11 protein-coding genes and 1 riboswitch are annotated in these 17181 nt (G+C 38.9%); of the genes, 3 read left to right on the forward strand and 8 right to left on the reverse strand.

Annotated elements, in window-relative coordinates; genetic code table 11:
- Window positions 1–48: 48 nt before the first annotated feature.
- The 5 genes from ribE to glpA form a co-directional block, all read right to left on the reverse strand.
- On the reverse strand, window positions 49–696 hold the full coding sequence (gene ribE, locus NYR60_RS03405; RefSeq protein WP_279467744.1) for a riboflavin synthase: 648 nt from the start codon (window positions 694–696) through the stop codon (window positions 49–51).
- A gap of 32 nt (window positions 697–728) precedes the next feature.
- Entirely contained in the window at window positions 729–1823 is a 1095-nt protein-coding gene (gene ribD / locus NYR60_RS03410) for a bifunctional diaminohydroxyphosphoribosylaminopyrimidine deaminase/5-amino-6-(5-phosphoribosylamino)uracil reductase RibD (protein ID WP_279467745.1), read from the reverse strand.
- Window positions 1824–1955: 132 nt separating this feature from the next.
- A riboswitch (FMN riboswitch) is annotated at window positions 1956–2081 on the reverse strand.
- A 51-nt stretch (window positions 2082–2132) separates the two neighbouring features.
- Window positions 2133–3407: an anaerobic glycerol-3-phosphate dehydrogenase subunit GlpC gene (glpC, locus tag NYR60_RS03415; RefSeq protein ID WP_279467746.1), complete on the reverse strand. Its 1275-nt coding sequence runs from the start codon at window positions 3405–3407 to the stop codon at window positions 2133–2135.
- Window positions 3404–4690 carry a glycerol-3-phosphate dehydrogenase subunit GlpB gene (gene glpB, locus NYR60_RS03420; RefSeq protein WP_279467747.1) on the reverse strand — a complete coding sequence of 429 codons (1287 nt, stop codon included), beginning with the start codon at window positions 4688–4690 and terminating at the stop codon, window positions 3404–3406. The genes glpC and glpB overlap by 4 nt, the downstream gene beginning before the upstream one ends.
- Window positions 4680–6362, reverse strand: coding sequence for an anaerobic glycerol-3-phosphate dehydrogenase subunit A (glpA, locus tag NYR60_RS03425; protein ID WP_279467748.1), 1683 nt, complete (start codon window positions 6360–6362; stop codon window positions 4680–4682). Before glpA ends, glpB begins: the two co-directional genes overlap by 11 nt.
- Window positions 6363–6621: 259 nt before the next feature.
- On the opposite strand from glpA, the gene glpQ reads away from it, so the two are divergent.
- From glpQ to lon, 3 genes are all read left to right on the forward strand, one after another.
- A complete protein-coding gene (gene glpQ, locus NYR60_RS03430) occupies window positions 6622–7707 on the forward strand; it encodes a glycerophosphodiester phosphodiesterase (RefSeq protein ID WP_279467749.1) in 1086 nt (361 codons plus the stop codon).
- Window positions 7708–7897: 190 nt separating this feature from the next.
- Window positions 7898–9343: a glycerol-3-phosphate transporter gene (glpT, locus tag NYR60_RS03435; protein ID WP_279467750.1), complete on the forward strand. Its 1446-nt coding sequence runs from the start codon at window positions 7898–7900 to the stop codon at window positions 9341–9343.
- A gap of 154 nt (window positions 9344–9497) precedes the next feature.
- Window positions 9498–11906, forward strand: a complete 2409-nt coding sequence (gene lon / locus NYR60_RS03440; protein ID WP_279467751.1) for an endopeptidase La — start codon at window positions 9498–9500, stop codon at window positions 11904–11906.
- An 80-nt stretch (window positions 11907–11986) separates the two neighbouring features.
- Here lon and NYR60_RS03445 read toward each other — a convergent pair whose 3' ends face one another.
- From NYR60_RS03445 to glpK, 3 genes are all read right to left on the reverse strand, one after another.
- A complete protein-coding gene (locus NYR60_RS03445; RefSeq protein ID WP_279467752.1) occupies window positions 11987–13474 on the reverse strand; it encodes a surface lipoprotein assembly modifier in 1488 nt (495 codons plus the stop codon).
- A gap of 74 nt (window positions 13475–13548) precedes the next feature.
- Window positions 13549–15243 (reverse strand): transferrin-binding protein-like solute binding protein, encoded by a 1695-nt coding sequence (locus tag NYR60_RS03450; RefSeq protein WP_279467753.1) that lies wholly within the window; start codon window positions 15241–15243, stop codon window positions 13549–13551.
- A gap of 406 nt (window positions 15244–15649) precedes the next feature.
- Entirely contained in the window at window positions 15650–17161 is a 1512-nt protein-coding gene (gene glpK, locus NYR60_RS03455) for a glycerol kinase GlpK (RefSeq protein WP_279467754.1), read from the reverse strand.
- Between the last annotated feature and the right edge of the window lie 20 nt (window positions 17162–17181).

Raw genomic sequence — 17181 nt, forward strand, 5'->3', positions numbered from 1 at the left:
CATTTTTATCAGTAGGGACACACTGCCTGTGTCCTCATTCTACAATTTTTAAAATCCCGCTTGCTTTAAAAAATCTAAACTCAAATTACTTCTCGGCTCATCCGCCGGCTTTTTCAGTAAAAACTGTTCGATATATTTACCGACAATGTCATTTTCTAAATTGACGATACTACCGATTTTTTTCGAACCTAAATTGGTTTCTTTAATCGTATGCGGAATAATCGATACACGGAAACTTTCATCATCAGTATCGACTACAGTCAGGCTAATACCATCAATGGTAATCGAACCTTTCTCAATAATATAACGCATTAACTTTGGAGAGGTTTTAATACGATACCACGTTGAATTATGTGCCGGTGTGATTTCAGTAATTTCACCGGTGCCGTCAATATGACCCGAAACAATATGTCCGCCGAAACGCCCGTTTGCCACCATTGCGCGTTCCAAATTCACCGGACTATTCGGTTTTAATTCACCTAATGAAGTACGTTTTAACGTTTCCGACATCACATCAGCAGTAAATTGATTGCTTGAAAAAGACGTTACGGTTAAACATACGCCATTCACCGCAATACTGTCGCCTAAATGAACATCTTGTAATACCTTTGTTGCATTAATGGTCACTACCGCAAACTCACCTTGTTTATGAATTTGAGCAATTTTACCGACTTCTTCAATAATACCTGTGAACATATAATTTCCTCATTATTGATCCCCCCTCTTTGTTAAAGGTGGGAGATGACTACATAATCCAACAAAATATCTTCACCAATGAGTTCGGTCGATTTCAATTTTAATTTAACCGCTTGATCAATTTGTTGAATCCCTTCGCCGCCGATTGGGGTTTTCGCTTGTTTACCACCGACTAATTTCGGTGCGATATAACAATGTACTCGATTCACGATACCGCTTTCTAACGCACTGAAATTTAAACTTGAACCGCCTTCTAATAACAGGCTATCGATCTGCATATCACCGAGCTTTTGCAAAAGATCTTGCAAATCTACCCGCTTGTTTCGAGCTTTACACACTAATACTTCTACGCCAAACGGCCTAAATTGTTCAATTTTTCGCAAATCGTCACAAACGGTTGCAATCACAGTACGATATTCTTTCGCTGTTTGCACTAACTGGCAATCCAACGGTGTACGTAATTGGCTATCGCAGACAATCCGAACAGGTTGTTTCGCATTCGGCATTCGGCTATTTAGCATCGGATTATCAGCAAGCACCGTATCCACTCCCACCATAATCGCACTATATTGATGGCGAGTTTGTTGCACTCTTGCTCTTGCCAATTCACCGGTAATCCATTTGGATTCCCCGGTACTAGTTGCAATTTTGCCGTCTGCCGTCATAGCATATTTCATCAGCACATACGGGCGTTTAGTTTGAATATAGTGGAAAAAAATCGGGTTCAACGCATCACATTCGTCTTTGAGTAAACCTTCTACTACTTCCACACCGGCTTGGCGTAACTGACTTGCTCCTCGCCCCGCCACTAAAGGATTCGGATCGCTTGAACCGATAAATACTTTTTTAATGCCTCGTTCAATTAATAAATCCGAACAAGGAGGCGTGCGTCCGTGATGACAACAAGGCTCAAGTGTTACATAAGCAGCCGCCCCGGAAAGCTCTTCCTTACAATGTAAAATGGCATTACGTTCCGCATGCCAGCCACCAATCTTTTCATGGTAACCTTCGGCAACGATTTCACCGTTTTTGACAATTACACAACCGACAAGCGGATTGGGATTCGTCCAGCCTAAACCTTGTTTTGCCAGTGCAATGGCACGGCGCATATAGTCTAAATCCGTCATTGTTTTGAAACTATTTGAGGGCAGAGGAAAACACATTACAAGCGTGTTTACCCTAATGATGAAAAAAGCCTTGAAATCTTTCGATCTCAAGGCTTGTAAAAAAGATAGGAAAAACCACCGCTTACGCGGTTATTTCATCTTCTTCCATCCAGACTATACTGTCGGTACTGGAATCTCACCAGTTCCTGCCAAACCTTTTTCGTTCGGCTCGCGGACTTTACCGCCGATCGGGAATTTCACCCTGCCCTGAAGATTATTAAAAAATCGTTGCAAATTTTGCGACTTTTGATTGTCAATGTCAAGCAAGAATTAGCGTTTATCCAATGCCATTGATAATAAAGTAATTGGATGTAAACAAGTAACATTGCTCGACATATCAATCTGCCATTTACAGGTTTCACACTCTGAAATCACATAATCAAAACCGCCTTCATTGATATGCTCAAATAAAGTGCGTCCGATTGCTTGTGACGTTTCGTAGTTTTCCGCTTTAAAACCGTAAGTCCCTGCGATACCGCAACATTGCGATGGCAACATTACCACTTCTAACTCTGGAATTTGTTTTAATAATTCCAACGTATAAGGCGCCCAACCGGCTTTTTCTACGTGACAAGCAGTATGATAAGCAACACGTAAACGCATTGGTTTAAGCGGTAATTTTCTGCCCGCTTTTTGCAATTTGTATAAATGGCGTGTCACGATATCAATATGCGATTTCACTTTGGTATTTGGCATACCGAGGACATGGCTGTATTCTTCTTTTAAATTCGCCGTACAGCTTGAAGATGTACCGATCACTTCCAACTGTTTATCTACGGTTTTTTCAAGATATTTCAGGTTAAATTCAGCCTGTTTTTTTGCTCTTTCAGGAAAACCATTCACCATTAACGGTAAACCGCAACATTTTTCTTTCTCAAGCAAGACCACACCGATATCCAATGCATTCATCACATCGATCACTTCTTTACCTAACTGCGGATTATTATAGTTCACATAACAACCGTGGTAATAAGCAACTTGCTCTTTAAATTGTGCTTGGCGTTTCGCTTCTTTTTTCATATACCAATTACGGAATGAACCGAATGAATATTTCGGTAGGGTACGGTGTTGGCTAACTTTTAAAGTTTTCTCTAACAAGAAACGAGTCGCTTTTAAACCGGTAATCGTATTTACAATCGGTGCGAACGGCGTATTCATCGTACCCATAATATCGGTATTACTTAATACCGCATCACGCAATTTATGAACTAACGGTTTATTTTGACGCTCAACGTGACGATTTCTCGCACGCACGATAATGTCACCGATTTTTACATCTGACGGGCAAGCAATTTCACAACGTTTACAGTTTGTACAATATTTCAAGGCTTCATCGTAGAAGTCTGGGCTTTTCAGACGTAAACGCTCGCCGTCCGGACCAGATTGTTTCGGTCCCGGATAAAACGGATTATTACGTGAAACCGGACATACCGCCGTACAAGCAGTACATTTCAAGCAACTTTCAAAACTTGGGTCAAAATGTTGATGAACAACCGGAGATTGTACGCCTTGACGTGCATTTTCAATTAATTGTTGAATATTCATTTTGTACCTCCGATTTGTTCTGCAACAGTTAATGCCGTTATCACAGCAACACCTGAACCACAACCTTGATCAATACCTTGGAAACCACCGATAACATTACCTACTGCATATAAATTCGGTACAACCGCACCGTTTTTTTGCACTTGGCAAGCCGAGTTAATCACCACACCGGCAGATTGATAAGGTTGAGGTGCTGCAAAACGATTATGAGTCCAAGTAAAGCGGTCAGAATTATCAAATTTTTTGCAACCACAAATATCTAGATCAAATACCGGCTCTTTCACTCGTTCAAATTCCGCCACAAGTCCGTTGCTAAAGAAACTGCCGGCAGCCAACACAAAATGCTCCGCACTAATCGGTTCTTCTTGGTGTGACGTAGTAAAAATACGAGCGACATTTTCACCTTCAAACTCAGCTCTCACCGCTCGGTCACCATTCATCATCATACCGCCTAATTGCTCAAAACGTAAACGTAATTGGCGATGTTGGCGAATACCTAATAAAGACGGCGGTAACGTTGGTAATTCAAATAATGCCAAACCGGTTGCTTGTTGTAAGCTATTGAAGAAGTCTTGGTTATCTAAGCCGAAACAAGCCGGTAAAAAGACTGCTTTCGCACTCCCTGCCGCCTGTTTAATTTCTTTCACAAGATCTTGGAAAGACAATTTATGCTCTAATAATTGTGCAATATTGACACTACGGAACTCACGTGCATTTTTGCGTAAATAATCCAATTCAGGAATATTCAAATAACCGATTGTAAATTCATAATCGGCAAATTGGCTATGCTGTTTTAAATTGTCCGCCAATAATTGCGGTTGAAAATCGTGATAGCCTTCAATGCCTAATAGAGCAATATGTTTCTCTGCTAAATCAGTTATGCGAACTACCGTCGGTACACTATTCGGCGATAACCACGTTGTACGAATACCACCTAATGGTGTAATACGTTCATGATTTTGTGCCGTTGAACCTTCTAAATGAAGATTTAAACTTTGTGCTAATTGTTCAAATTGTTGTGCTTTCGCTAATACTTGCTCTTTGCCTAGAATACTATATGGATGCTCCGGAGCCTGAGCTTTTAACTCATCTAACGATTGGTAAACATTTTGCACTTTTTGACCGCTTGGTAAGCGAGAAAGTAAATCCATTGAACCGGAAGAAAAATCAATCGCTGCTTGTCCATTGTTTATAATCGCACAGCGTTTTCCTTGTTCTTGAAGGGCAATCCCACAGGTTAAACCGGCGAGTCCGCCACCGATAATCACTACATCAAAATTCATTGCTATTTACTCCTGTGCTTTCGCTTGCCGGAACATCATTCAATCCAAGTAAGCTATAATAAATCCAACTAGTAAATTCAGCTTCTCGCATCGCATCACCCCATGCAATCGGCTGAATACCACGCCAACGCTCTTCCATAAATGAGGCTAATTGTGTGGTTGATTCTTTCGGTGTCGCAACGTTGAAACGGCTCATCAAACCGGCCGCACGACAAGCACAAAGTTCTGCTTGGCAAGTTCCCATACCCACACGAGTACGGCGACGTAAATCCACAAGATTATTTACGTTTAATTCATCAACTGCATAACGTACCTCACCAGCGGTCACTGCTTCACATTCACAAACTAATGAACGGTCTAAACGTTCATTCTCAAGTAAACGTGTTGCACGAGAACCGTGACGATATACCGCAGAATGACGGATTGTATTTGGCAATGAAACAATTTTTTTACTGGTTTCTTCTCGACTTTCACTTGATCCTGGTAACGGACGTTCCGCTGTGGTACAGCGGTCCGATTTATTCAATTTTTTACAAACTAAATCGGTTGCCCATTCTGCCATTAAACGATAAGTCATTAACTTACCGCCGGTAATGGTAATAAAACCGTCTAAACCATCACGTTCTGCGTGATCCAGCAACACAATACCACGGCTAACATTACGACCGGATGGGTCATCATCACTCGCAACAAGAGGACGCACACCGGCATAAGCTCGTAATACACGGGTATGACGTAAGCTCGGAGCCAGTTTTTCCCCTTCACGGAATAACACATCCACTTCTTCCGGTGTCACTACCATATTATCAATTTGATCATAAGGAATACGGTCTGAGGTTGTACCGATAACACAAATGGTATCGCCCGGCACCAAAATATCGGCATTTGCCGGTTTACGGCAACGGTTGATTACCATATTGTTAATACGGTGTCCCATCACTAATAATGAACCTTTTGCCAGGAACATTTTGATTTTAAGATCAGCGTATTCGGCAATACCTTGTCCCCAGATCCCACCGGCATTGACTACAATTGGTGCAAAAAATTGGCGTTCAATATGATTTCTGTGATCGTACACATTTACCCCGATCACTCGACCGCCCTCACGAATCAACCCTTTCACTTCGCAATAAGTAAAAATCTGAGCGCCATTTTCCGTTGCATCCAGCATATTTGATGCCGTTAAACGGAACGGGTCAATCGAACCGTCCGGCACAACTACCGCCCCTACTAATGATGGGTTAACGGACGGCTCCATATATTTTGCAAGATCCGGCTCAATTTCGACCGCTTCAATACCTGATGCCGTGCAAGATTCAATAAAGGTTTTCTGATAATTCAGATTATCTTCCGGCAAACTGATAAACAGCCCTTTAGTATCATCTACACAATGACGAGCAATCTGTTTGAGAATCAAATTTTCTTTAATACATTCTTCAGCAGATTCCCGGTCATTTACTGCATAGCGTGCGCCACTATGTAACAAACCGTGATTACGCCCTGTCGCACCTGTGGCAATATCTCTGCGTTCAAGTAATATACATTTTAAGCCTCGTAAAGCACAATCGCGTGCAATACCGGCACCCGTTGCACCACCACCGATAATAATAACGTCTGTATTTACCAGTGAAAAATCTGCAACATTCTTATACATTTGAGGTGAAATGTTCATAGTCAACCTCTCCCACATTAAATGAAATGAAACGAACAAATGGAAACAACGCCATTGTATAAAAATGAGCGTTTTGGAACAAGCAAATGAGCAAAAAAGAAATCAGAAATGTGAATGAACTCACAAATTCTTTCAATTAAAGAAATTATTTATGGCATAGATCACAAATTTACATAAATTAGCTTTTATATTCACTTCCTTAATATATCCTTACGCCCGTTTGTTGATATATAAACACTAATAACCAAGGAGAATTAAAATGAAAATTAAAGTATTAGCTGCTAGCCTTATCGCTACTGCAGTATTAGCCGGTTGCACTCATTCTCAATCTGTGCAAATGACACAAACAGATAAAATCGTCATTGCACACCGAGGTGCTAGCGGTTACTTACCGGAACATACCTTAGAATCCAAAGCACTCGCTGTTGCACAACAAGCGGACTATTTAGAGCAAGATCTTGCAATGACTAAAGATAATCGCTTAATCGTTATCCATGACCATTTCTTAGACGGTTTAACCGATGTGGCTAAAAAATTCCCAAAACGTGCACGTAAAGACGGCCGTTTCTATGTCGCAGATTTTACCTTGAAAGAAATCCAATCCCTTGAAATGACCGAAAACTTCAAAACTGAAAACGGTCAACAAGTCCAAGTGTATCCAAACCGTTTCCCGATGTGGAAATCACATTTCAAAATTCATACTTTTGAAGATGAAATTGAATTTATCCAAGGATTAGAAAAATCAACCGGTAAAAAAATTGGTATTTATCCGGAAATCAAAGCCCCTTGGTTACATCACCAAGAAGGTAAAGATATTGCATTGGAAACGTTAAAAGTCTTGAAAAAATATGGTTATGATCAAAAATCGGATCGCGTTTATTTACAAACCTTCGATTTTAATGAATTAAAACGTATTAAAACCGAATTATTGCCAAAAATGGGAATGGACGTGAAATTAGTACAATTAATCGCTTACACCGATTGGCACGAAACAGAAGAAAAAGATGCGTCAGGTAAATGGGTCAACTATAACTATGACTGGATGTTTAAAGACGGTGCGATGGCTGAAGTAGCGAAATACGCTGACGGTGTAGGTCCGGGCTGGTATATGTTGGTTGATGATAAAAATTCAAAACTAGGCGATATTAAATACACACCAATGGTAAAAGATATTGCGAAAACCAAAATGGAATTACACCCGTACACAGTACGTAAAGACGCTTTACCTGACTTCTTTAGCAATGTAAATCAAATGTATGACGCATTATTAAATAAAGCAGGCGCAACCGGTATCTTTACAGACTTCCCGGATACAGGTGTTCAATTTCTTAAAGGAACAAAATAAGTATTTTTTCTGAGCGAAAAAGAAGATAAATTTGTGAATCGCTCACTTTTTTAGCTAAATCACACATAAAAATGTGAGTGTATTCACAAATTTTAATAAATTATATGGAGTATTACTTTTTTTTCGATAAAATATATTTGATTGTTCGAAATCGAACGTTTTATCAATAAATATAATTTGGAGTGTTTCTATGTTTGGTCCATTTAAACCGGCTCCGCATATAGCGGAATTACCGGCAGATAAAATAGATGCAAGATATAAATTCTTACGTTGGCAAGTTTTTGCAGGCATCTTTTTCGGATACGCCGCATATTATTTCGTGCGTGCAAACTTCGACCTTGCTCAAAAAGGTTTAATCGAAGCAGGTTTATATAACAAAGCGGAATTAGGTATTATCGGTACCGGTGCAGGCCTTGCTTACGGTTTATCTAAATTCGTGATGGCAGGTATGTCTGACCGTTCAAACCCGAAAGTATTTTTACCGTTCGGTTTATTACTTTCTGGTCTTTGTATGACTATGATGGGTTTAATGCCATGGGCAACTTCAGGCATTGCAGTAATGTTTGTCATGATCTTCTTAAACGGTTGGTTCCAAGGTATGGGTTGGCCTCCATGCGGTCGTACAATGGTTCACTGGTGGTCTAAATCAGAACGCGGTACTATCGTTTCTATTTGGAACTGTGCGCATAACGTGGGTGGTATGGTACCGGGTGCAATGGTGCTATTAGCAAGTGCAATCTATTTCAGTAACACCGGCGAACATGCAACAGCGAAAGATGTATGGCAACAAGCACTTTACTATCCGGGTATTGCAGCAATGATCGCAGCAATTCCAGTATATTTCGTTATGAAAGATACTCCACAATCTTGTGGTTTACCACCGGTAGAAAAATGGCGTAATGACTATCCGGATGACTATAATGAAGAAACAGCGGAAAAAGACTTAAGCACTAAAGAAATCTTTGTAACTTACGTTCTTAAAAACAAATTATTATGGTATATCGCAATCGCTAACGTATTCGTATATTTAATTCGTTACGGTGTATTAAAATGGTCACCGGTTTATCTTGGCGAAGTAAAACACTTCAATATTAAAGGTACTGCATGGGCTTATACCATTTATGAATTAGCTGCGATTCCAGGTACATTATTATGTGGTTGGGTATCAGATAAATTATTCAAAGGTAAACGTGGTTTAACCGGCTTTATCTTTATGATCTTAACAACTCTTGCGGTTATCGCATTATGGAAAAACCCAGCAACACCTGAAGCTGAATTAGCATTATATGCAGGTAAACCATTCTATGAAAACCCATACCAATTAATGGACTTCATTTTAATGACAACAGTAGGTTTCTTAATTTATGGTCCGGTAATGTTAATTGGTTTACACGCTCTTGAACTTGCACCTAAAAAAGCAGCAGGTACTTCAGCAGGCTTTACCGGTTTATTCGGTTACTTAGGTGGTACAGTTTCTGCATCAGCAGTTGTAGGTTGGGCGGCTGAATATTACGGCTGGGACGGTGGTTTCTATGTAATGATTGCCGGTGGCGTATTAGCTGTGTTATTAATGCTTATCGTAATGATTGAAGAAGGCAAACATAAAGCAAAATTAGGTGACCACTACGGTAAATAATTTCATAGTAAATAACTGAGAACACAGAGAGGGAAATACTGAATAGTATTTCCCTCTTTTTTACTTTTAATCAAATTTTTCCTTGTTTTTCCTAAAATCAGCCCCATAATGAATAAATTGTAAATTGATTCTAAAAAAGAAAGAGAGCAAATTTATGGCACCGAGAAAAAAGAAAGCGATTGAATTACCACTACTTCCATTACGTGATGTAGTGGTATTCCCTTATATGGTTATGCCGTTATTTGTAGGACGTGAAAAATCGATTCAAGCCCTACGTGCGGCAATGGATAATAACAAACAATTATTCCTCGTTACTCAGCAAGATCCAAATAAAGAAGAACCAACGACTGCCGATGTCTATGATGTTGGTGTTATTGCCAATATTATTCAAATGTTGAATCTACCGGACGGTACAGTCAAAGTATTAGTTGAAGGTCAACAACGTGCTAAAATTGAGCATATTCATGACGATGAAAATGGCTTTTGGGCAGGTGTACAACCGCTCATTTCAGAATATGATGATGAAAATGATGAATTAAAAGCGATTGCTAAAACGACACTCAATGAATTTGAAGGTTATGTAAAAAATAACAAAAAAATTCCGGCAGAAATTTTACCTAAATTACAAAAAATCTCACTGGAAGATCGTTTAGCCGACACAATGGCTTCAAATTTAATTGCACCGGTTCAGAAAAAACAAGCATTATTAGAAGAAGTGAATTTAATTGCTCGTTTTGAAGCATTATTAGTCGTTATGGCGACTGAGTTAGATTCATTAGAAACCGAAACCCGTATTCGTAATCGTGTAAAACAGCAAATGGAAAAAAACCAACGCGATTATTACTTAAATGAGCAAATTAAAGCCATTCAGAAAGAATTAGGCAACGGTGAAGATGCTGAACAAAGTGAGCTAGATAAACTAAAAGAAAAAATTGATGCGGCTAAGTTACCGGTTGAAGTCAAAGAGAAATTAGACAGCGAATTTAAAAAGTTAAAAGCAATGCCTCAAAGCTCTTCCGAAGCAACGGTTGTACGTGGTTATATTGATTGGATTTTACAAATGCCGTGGTATAAGAAATCTGCAGTCAAAAAAGATTTAGCTAAAGCTCAAGAAGTTTTAGATAAAGATCACTATGGTTTAGAGCGAGTCAAAGAACGTATTGTTGAATATCTCGCTGTACAAAGTCGCTTAAATAAACTCAAAGGTCCTATTCTATGCTTAGTGGGTCCTCCAGGGGTCGGTAAAACCTCGCTTGGTCAATCTATTGCCAATGCAACAGGACGTAAATATGTGCGTATGGCATTAGGTGGCGTGCGTGACGAAGCGGAAATCCGTGGTCATCGCCGTACTTATATCGGTTCTATGCCAGGTTCATTAATGATGAAAATGGCAAAAGTCGGTGTGAAAAATCCACTCTTCTTGCTCGATGAAATCGACAAAATGGCACAGGATATGCGTGGTGACCCTGCATCTGCTTTACTCGAAGTATTAGATCCGGAACAAAATAAAGCGTTTAACGATCACTATTTAGAAGTTGATTATGATCTTTCCGATGTAATGTTCGTGGCAACCTCAAACTCAATGAATATTCCGCCGGCATTACTCGACCGTATGGAAGTTATTCGTCTTTCCGGTTATACCGAAGATGAGAAAATGCACATTGCCCGTGATCATTTAATTGCTAAACAGCAGGAAAATAACGGCTTAAAAGTGGGCGAATTAGTGATTGAAGACAGTGCTATTTTAAGCATTATTCGTTATTACACTCGTGAAGCCGGTGTACGTAGTCTTGAACGTGAAATTGCAAAAATCTGTCGTAAGGCTGTGAAAACCTTAGTGTTAGATAAAAAAGTGAAATCACTTAAAGTAACCGAAGAAAATATCGCAGACTACTTAGGTGTAAAACGTTTTGATTACGGCAAAATGGACAACCAAAACCGTGTTGGTGAAGTCACCGGTTTAGCTTGGACTGAAGTTGGCGGCGATTTACTAACGATCGAAACGGCATCAGTAAGTGGTAAAGGTAAATTCTCATTTACAGGTTCATTAGGCGATGTCATGAAAGAATCTATCCAAGCGGCAATGATGGTGGTACGAGCAAGAGCGGCTCAATTAGGTATCGCAGATGACTTCCATGAAAAACGAGATATTCATGTACACGTACCGGACGGAGCAACACCGAAAGACGGTCCAAGTGCTGGTATCGCAATGTGTACTGCACTAATTTCTAGCCTGACCGGTAACCCAGTTCGCAAAGAAGTGGCAATGACTGGAGAAATTAGCTTACGTGGTAAAGTTTTACCAATCGGTGGCTTGAAAGAGAAATTATTGGCTGCACATCGTGGTGGTATCACAACCGTGATTATTCCAAAAGATAACGAAAAAGATTTGGAAGAAATCCCGGAAAATGCAAAAGCAGCATTAACGATTCACGCGGTTGAAACGATTGATGAAGTATTAGCGATCGCACTAGAAAATCCGCCAATGGGCATTGAGGTTATTCCAACAAAACCTCAAACGATTAAAGTGAAAAAAACACGCACAAAAGCGGCTATTCAGTAGTTAATCCATAATAAAAGGGCTTCAAATAAATTGAAGCCCTTTTTATTTATCTATAACAATTCTTAAACTAATAAATAATATTAAAATGATTTAGATACATCAAAGAAAATCTGATGTTTATCATAGCTATAAATAGCAAGATTACTATTTGTCTTAGTATAGCTCCAAGTTATTCTAGGTGTGAAACCTTGATAATGAAGCTCTTTATGCCACACAGAGAGCGATGTTGATAGCTCTTTATTTTTTTGCTTACCTAAGAATGAACCCTCTTTATAATTACGTTTACCTATACCAACAGATGCTTGCGTAGACAAACCGAGAGGCCATTCTTGTCCCCAAATTAAACGTCCACCAATTCTTTCATAAGCATTAGTTCTATCTTTCGCATCTTTTTTATGTAAGTCTAAAGCTAATGACCAATACTGAGTCGCACTTGGCATATACATAAGAGAATTGGATAATGCGTGAGCCGGTCCACTATAAATTTGGTCATATTTACTATGCTCATATTTATCATAGCCATAGTCATAATATAAAGAATATTTAAAGTTTTGGTTTAGCCAATAACTGAGTGAAAGATTCGCACCATAAGTATTTGAATATTGTTTTAATGATTCTCCTGAGTTCATTCCACCGGCATACCATCTCTTACTAATATAAGGAATTAATTCAATGTTAAATCGAGCATCTGCATATCCTAAACCAAAGCCAATATTCGTATTTATATCATTATAACGTTTATTATCCCAATAATATTTGCCGGATAAACCTGTTTCTAATTTAGTATATTTTCCATCGGATAGCATCCATTGCTTATCTGCACTAAACCACGCAGAAATTCCCTGCCCTTCTTGGCGAGCTGAGTTATAAGTAATCACACCACCGTTTTCCAATGCCATTTTAGTGCCTTGTTTTGCAGAATTAGCTAAATTCTTGTCATTTAAAAAAGTCGCACCAAATGAAAAATTCCAACTATCTTTATTATTAATCGCGTCAATAAAACGATCAAATACCACAATATCGTTTTCACTGATATTTTCCGTTGCTCTCAATCGCTCAAATTGCGTTTTAGCAGCTTCATATTCTTGATTATAAAAAAGTGTTTCTGCTAATTGAAAACGGACATACTCATTATTAGGAAAACTTGATAATAATTTACGATACATATTAACCGAATCATTTAAATTCGTATCTCTGAGCAAAATTGCATTTGCCCAATCAATTAATGAAGTATCTGCTGAAGGAACTAATTGATATAACTTAATATAAGTAGGCAAAATCGCTTTATTTGCATTAACTAATGCTGACACAAATAAATCTTCAAGAATTTCAGGCTGTTCGATTAGTTGACGTGCGGTATATTTAATTTCCGACTGATTTTTATTTTCTGTTTGGGCGGATAATTCTTGTTTTCTAAGTTGATCTAATTTTAATTGCGGTTCATTAACTTCCGGCGTTTTTACATTAATTTGTGTCGCTTCTCTATCTACGATTGCTTGAACCTCATCTGCAGCATAAGCTGATGAGAACATTCCTAAATATATGACGAACGCGAGTGTTTTTCTCATAGTTACTTCCATATTTTTTAAGCTAAAAAAACAGCCCAAAACTGGGCTGTTTATTACATTTCTAAATAAAAGAATTATTTAGTAATTTGTGCATCTACTTCGTCTGTTTTAACACCCCAAGCTGGTGGAGGAGTAACAGGCTTCGCTGGAGCTGGTGGAACCACTTCTGGTGCTTTATATAATACCTCTTGGACTTTAGCACCAAATGCTGCACCCCAGCTATTGTTAGCATCTACTGCTTTAGATGCTAATGCACCACCTAACTCTTCTGCATTTTTACCGAATAAGTTAGCATTTAATGAACCTTCTGCTTTATCCGCTAAACGAGTTGAAGTACCTGCGATTACACCAGCATTGTTTAAAGAACCGTTAAATGCTGCAATGTTTTGATTCACTTCTTTACCATCAACAGACCATACATCGTATAGGTTACCCGTTACAGATTTAGTTGCTAAATCAATATTTGCTTTTGCGTGAGTACCGCTAACAAGTTGAATAGATTGATCCGTACCAAGTGCATTTGGAACATTAGATACTTTTGCTGTAGGTGCTGTATGTTCGAAACCGTAAGTTACCGCGTGACCTTGGTAAGTTAAGTTACCTTGTGCCTTATCTGCATTAAAATAAGCTTTTGCTAAGTCACCAGTTAAGTTTGCATTGTAAGCAGTATCATTAGTACCACGGTAGAAGTAGCTGTTTTCTGTACCTTTTTGGTTGTATTCACCATAACTAACCACTTTTGTACCTGTTGCACCAACGTCTTTACCTACTTTAACCGCTTCAGGTTGTACTTTATCTAATTTAGATGTTACACGACCATATTGAACATGGTTAAGCTTCACGTCAGTATAAGTAACAGAACCATCTTTATTAGTAGTTGCTTTACCAAATGGAGCATTTGCTAATGCCACTTCACCTTTTTCTGCAGAAGTTACTGAATTACCATCTACGAAAGTTCTGTGGCCATAAACTTCAGCAACTGTAGTTGCACGATCACGGAATGATTCTGCAGTATAAGCAACGTCATCACCTTCACCGTTTTTAGCTACGCCATTTTTATCTAAAGTTCTATTATATACTTTAACTTTCTCATCAGCACCGATATAGTTTTGACGATCCGCTTGGTATACTAAAGCTTTACCTTGTTCTTCACCCATAGAACTGGTTTTAGTTGTAGCTACAACACCACGCTTTTGACCAATCTCTTCTCCGTTAGTTTTTTTACCTGTAGTAGAACCGTTTGCAGTTTTGTAGATGTGTTGTAATGTATGTTCACCTTTAGTGTTATCCGTGTTACCACGGAAGTCAAAATCTTCTAAATAACCAACAGGTGCATTAGGAATTACATTACCGTTGTGATCGACAGGGATAGATACTACTACTGTGTCTAAGCTAGGATGTAAATCAAGAGCCATGTTTTCTGCATTGCCAGTTGATTTAGATGAAGTCTCTACTTGGCCTGCTTTTAATACAAAGTTAGATTCTGTTTTTTTAACTAATTTATGACCTACAGATTTGCCATCTTTCACAGCTTGTTCTGCCGCCGCTGCTTTTTCTGCTGCTGCTTTTTCTGCTGCTGCTTTTTCTGCCGCTGCTTTTTCTGCCGCTGCTTTTTCTGCCGCTGCTTTAGCTTGTTGTTGTGCTTGTTGTTGTGCTTGTTGTTTAGCTTGTTCATCATTATTTGATGAACCGCTTGAAGAACTACATGCAGCTAACACTGCTGATGCAACTAAAGTTAAACTTAGTTTAACGAATTGGTTTTTATTCATAAAATCCTTCTTATTAATAAGAATAGCAAATAAACAATGACAATCAACTATAAATCAACTGCCCCTTTTGTATACAAAAGGCATATGCCTTTCAGGGCGTTATTTAATCCTAAACAATAAAGCAAGTAAACAAAGATAAAGCAAAGCAAAGCAAAGCAAAGCAAAGCAAAGCAAAGCAAAGCATTGTATAAATTTATAAACCTAAGTAAATACAATAAATTAAAGTTTAATAATGTTAATTTAGCTAATATCCAACCTATTTTCCTATGTAAAATACGTTTAGATAAAATTCTTATTCATAGAAAAAGGGCTTCAAATCAAATTTGAAGCCCTTTGTTTTACATAAATAGTGGTTAGATTTTTAGCAAATTTTACAGGAATCCGACCGCTTGTAAGAAGAGTTAACTTATTCCTCTGCGTCCTCTTTTGCCCATTCTAATGCACGTTTCACCGCTTTTTTCCAACCTTTATAACGTCTAGTACGTTTTGCTTCGTCACCGTCTGGGATAAAGGTGCGTTCGATAGAAGCCTTACCACGTAATTCTTGTAAGTCTTTCCAGAAGCCCACAGCTAGACCGGCAAGATATGCCGCACCTAATGCGGTTACTTCACGCACAACTGGACGTTCAACATTCGCATTAAGAATATCTGCTTGGAATTGCATTAAGAAGTTATTCGCAACCGCACCACCGTCAACACGCAAGGTTGCAAGATGTTTGCCACTATCCGATTGCATTGCATCTAATACATCACGAGTTTGATAGGCAATAGATTCTAAAGTTGCACGCACAATATGATTGCGGTTTGCACCACGAGAAAGCCCTAAAATTGCACCTCGTGCATACGGATCCCAATATGGTGCACCTAATCCTGTAAATGCCGGCACAACATAAACGCCATTTGTACTTTCTTCTTTCATAGCAAAATATTCTGAATCTTTACTATCGTGAACAATTTTTAGTTCGTCACGTAGCCATTGGATTGATGCACCGCCCATAAAGATAGAACCTTCTAACGCATAGCATGGCTCACCTTTTGCATTACACGCAATCGTTGTGACTAAACCATTTTTAGATTCCACCGCTTCATCACCGGTATTCATCAACATAAAGCAACCGGTTCCGTAGGTATTTTTCGCTTGACCGGCTTCTACACATAAATGTCCATAAAGTGCGGCTTGTTGGTCACCCGCCATACCGGCAACCGGAATACGCACACCACCTTTACCACCGATATTGGTTTCACCATAAATTTCTGATGAATTTTTTACTTCCGGTAGCATAGAACGAGGAATGTCTAATAATTCCAACATTTTATCGTCCCATTGTTTGGTATGAATATTGAATAGCATTGTACGGGAAGCATTAGTGTAATCCGTCACGTGAACACGGCCTTGGGTTAATTTCCAAACGAGCCAAGTATCGACCGTACCAAATAGCAATTCACCACGTTCCGCTTTTTCTCTTGCTCCTTCAACATTATCTAAGATCCATTTTACTTTTGTTCCGGAGAAATAAGGGTCAACCACTAAACCAGTGGTTTTACGGATATAACTTTCGTGACCGTCTGCTTTTAATTTGGCACAAATATCTGCCGTACGACGACATTGCCATACAATCGCATTATAAACCGGTTTACCGGTTTCTTTTTCCCATACAATTGTGGTTTCACGTTGGTTAGTAATACCAATTGCGGCAATTTTATCGGAAGTAATGCCTGCTTTTGCCACCACTTCATTTAATGTCGAACTTTGTGTCGCCCAAATTTCCATCGGATTATGCTCTACCCAACCGACTTGCGGATAAATTTGGGTAAATTCACGCTGTGAAACTTCTACAATATTGGCATTTTTATCGAGTAATACCGCACGAGAACTGGTTGTGCCTTGGTCTAACGCAATAATGTATTCTTTAGTCATAGTAATCACCTTCTCTATTA

The sequence above is a fragment of the Actinobacillus genomosp. 2 genome (assembly GCF_029773605.1).
GTDB lineage: Bacteria > Pseudomonadota > Gammaproteobacteria > Enterobacterales > Pasteurellaceae > Actinobacillus.

Excerpts from the sequence above, each read along its gene's own strand:
- ribD (WP_279467745.1), bottom strand. The coding sequence starts at position 1,823 with ATGACGGATTTAGACTATATGCGCCGTGCCATTGCACTGGCAAAACAA.
- ribE (WP_279467744.1), bottom strand. The coding sequence starts at position 696 with ATGTTCACAGGTATTATTGAAGAAGTCGGTAAAATTGCTCAAATTCAT.
- NYR60_RS03450 (WP_279467753.1), bottom strand. The coding sequence starts at position 15,243 with ATGAATAAAAACCAATTCGTTAAACTAAGTTTAACTTTAGTTGCATCA.
- glpT (WP_279467750.1), top strand. The coding sequence starts at position 7,898 with ATGTTTGGTCCATTTAAACCGGCTCCGCATATAGCGGAATTACCGGCA.
- glpC (WP_279467746.1), bottom strand. The coding sequence starts at position 3,407 with ATGAATATTCAACAATTAATTGAAAATGCACGTCAAGGCGTACAATCT.
- glpK (WP_279467754.1), bottom strand. The coding sequence starts at position 17,161 with ATGACTAAAGAATACATTATTGCGTTAGACCAAGGCACAACCAGTTCT.
- glpA (WP_279467748.1), bottom strand. The coding sequence starts at position 6,362 with ATGAACATTTCACCTCAAATGTATAAGAATGTTGCAGATTTTTCACTG.
- lon (WP_279467751.1), top strand. The coding sequence starts at position 9,498 with ATGGCACCGAGAAAAAAGAAAGCGATTGAATTACCACTACTTCCATTA.
- glpQ (WP_279467749.1), top strand. The coding sequence starts at position 6,622 with ATGAAAATTAAAGTATTAGCTGCTAGCCTTATCGCTACTGCAGTATTA.
- NYR60_RS03445 (WP_279467752.1), bottom strand. The coding sequence starts at position 13,474 with ATGAGAAAAACACTCGCGTTCGTCATATATTTAGGAATGTTCTCATCA.
- glpB (WP_279467747.1), bottom strand. The coding sequence starts at position 4,690 with ATGAATTTTGATGTAGTGATTATCGGTGGCGGACTCGCCGGTTTAACC.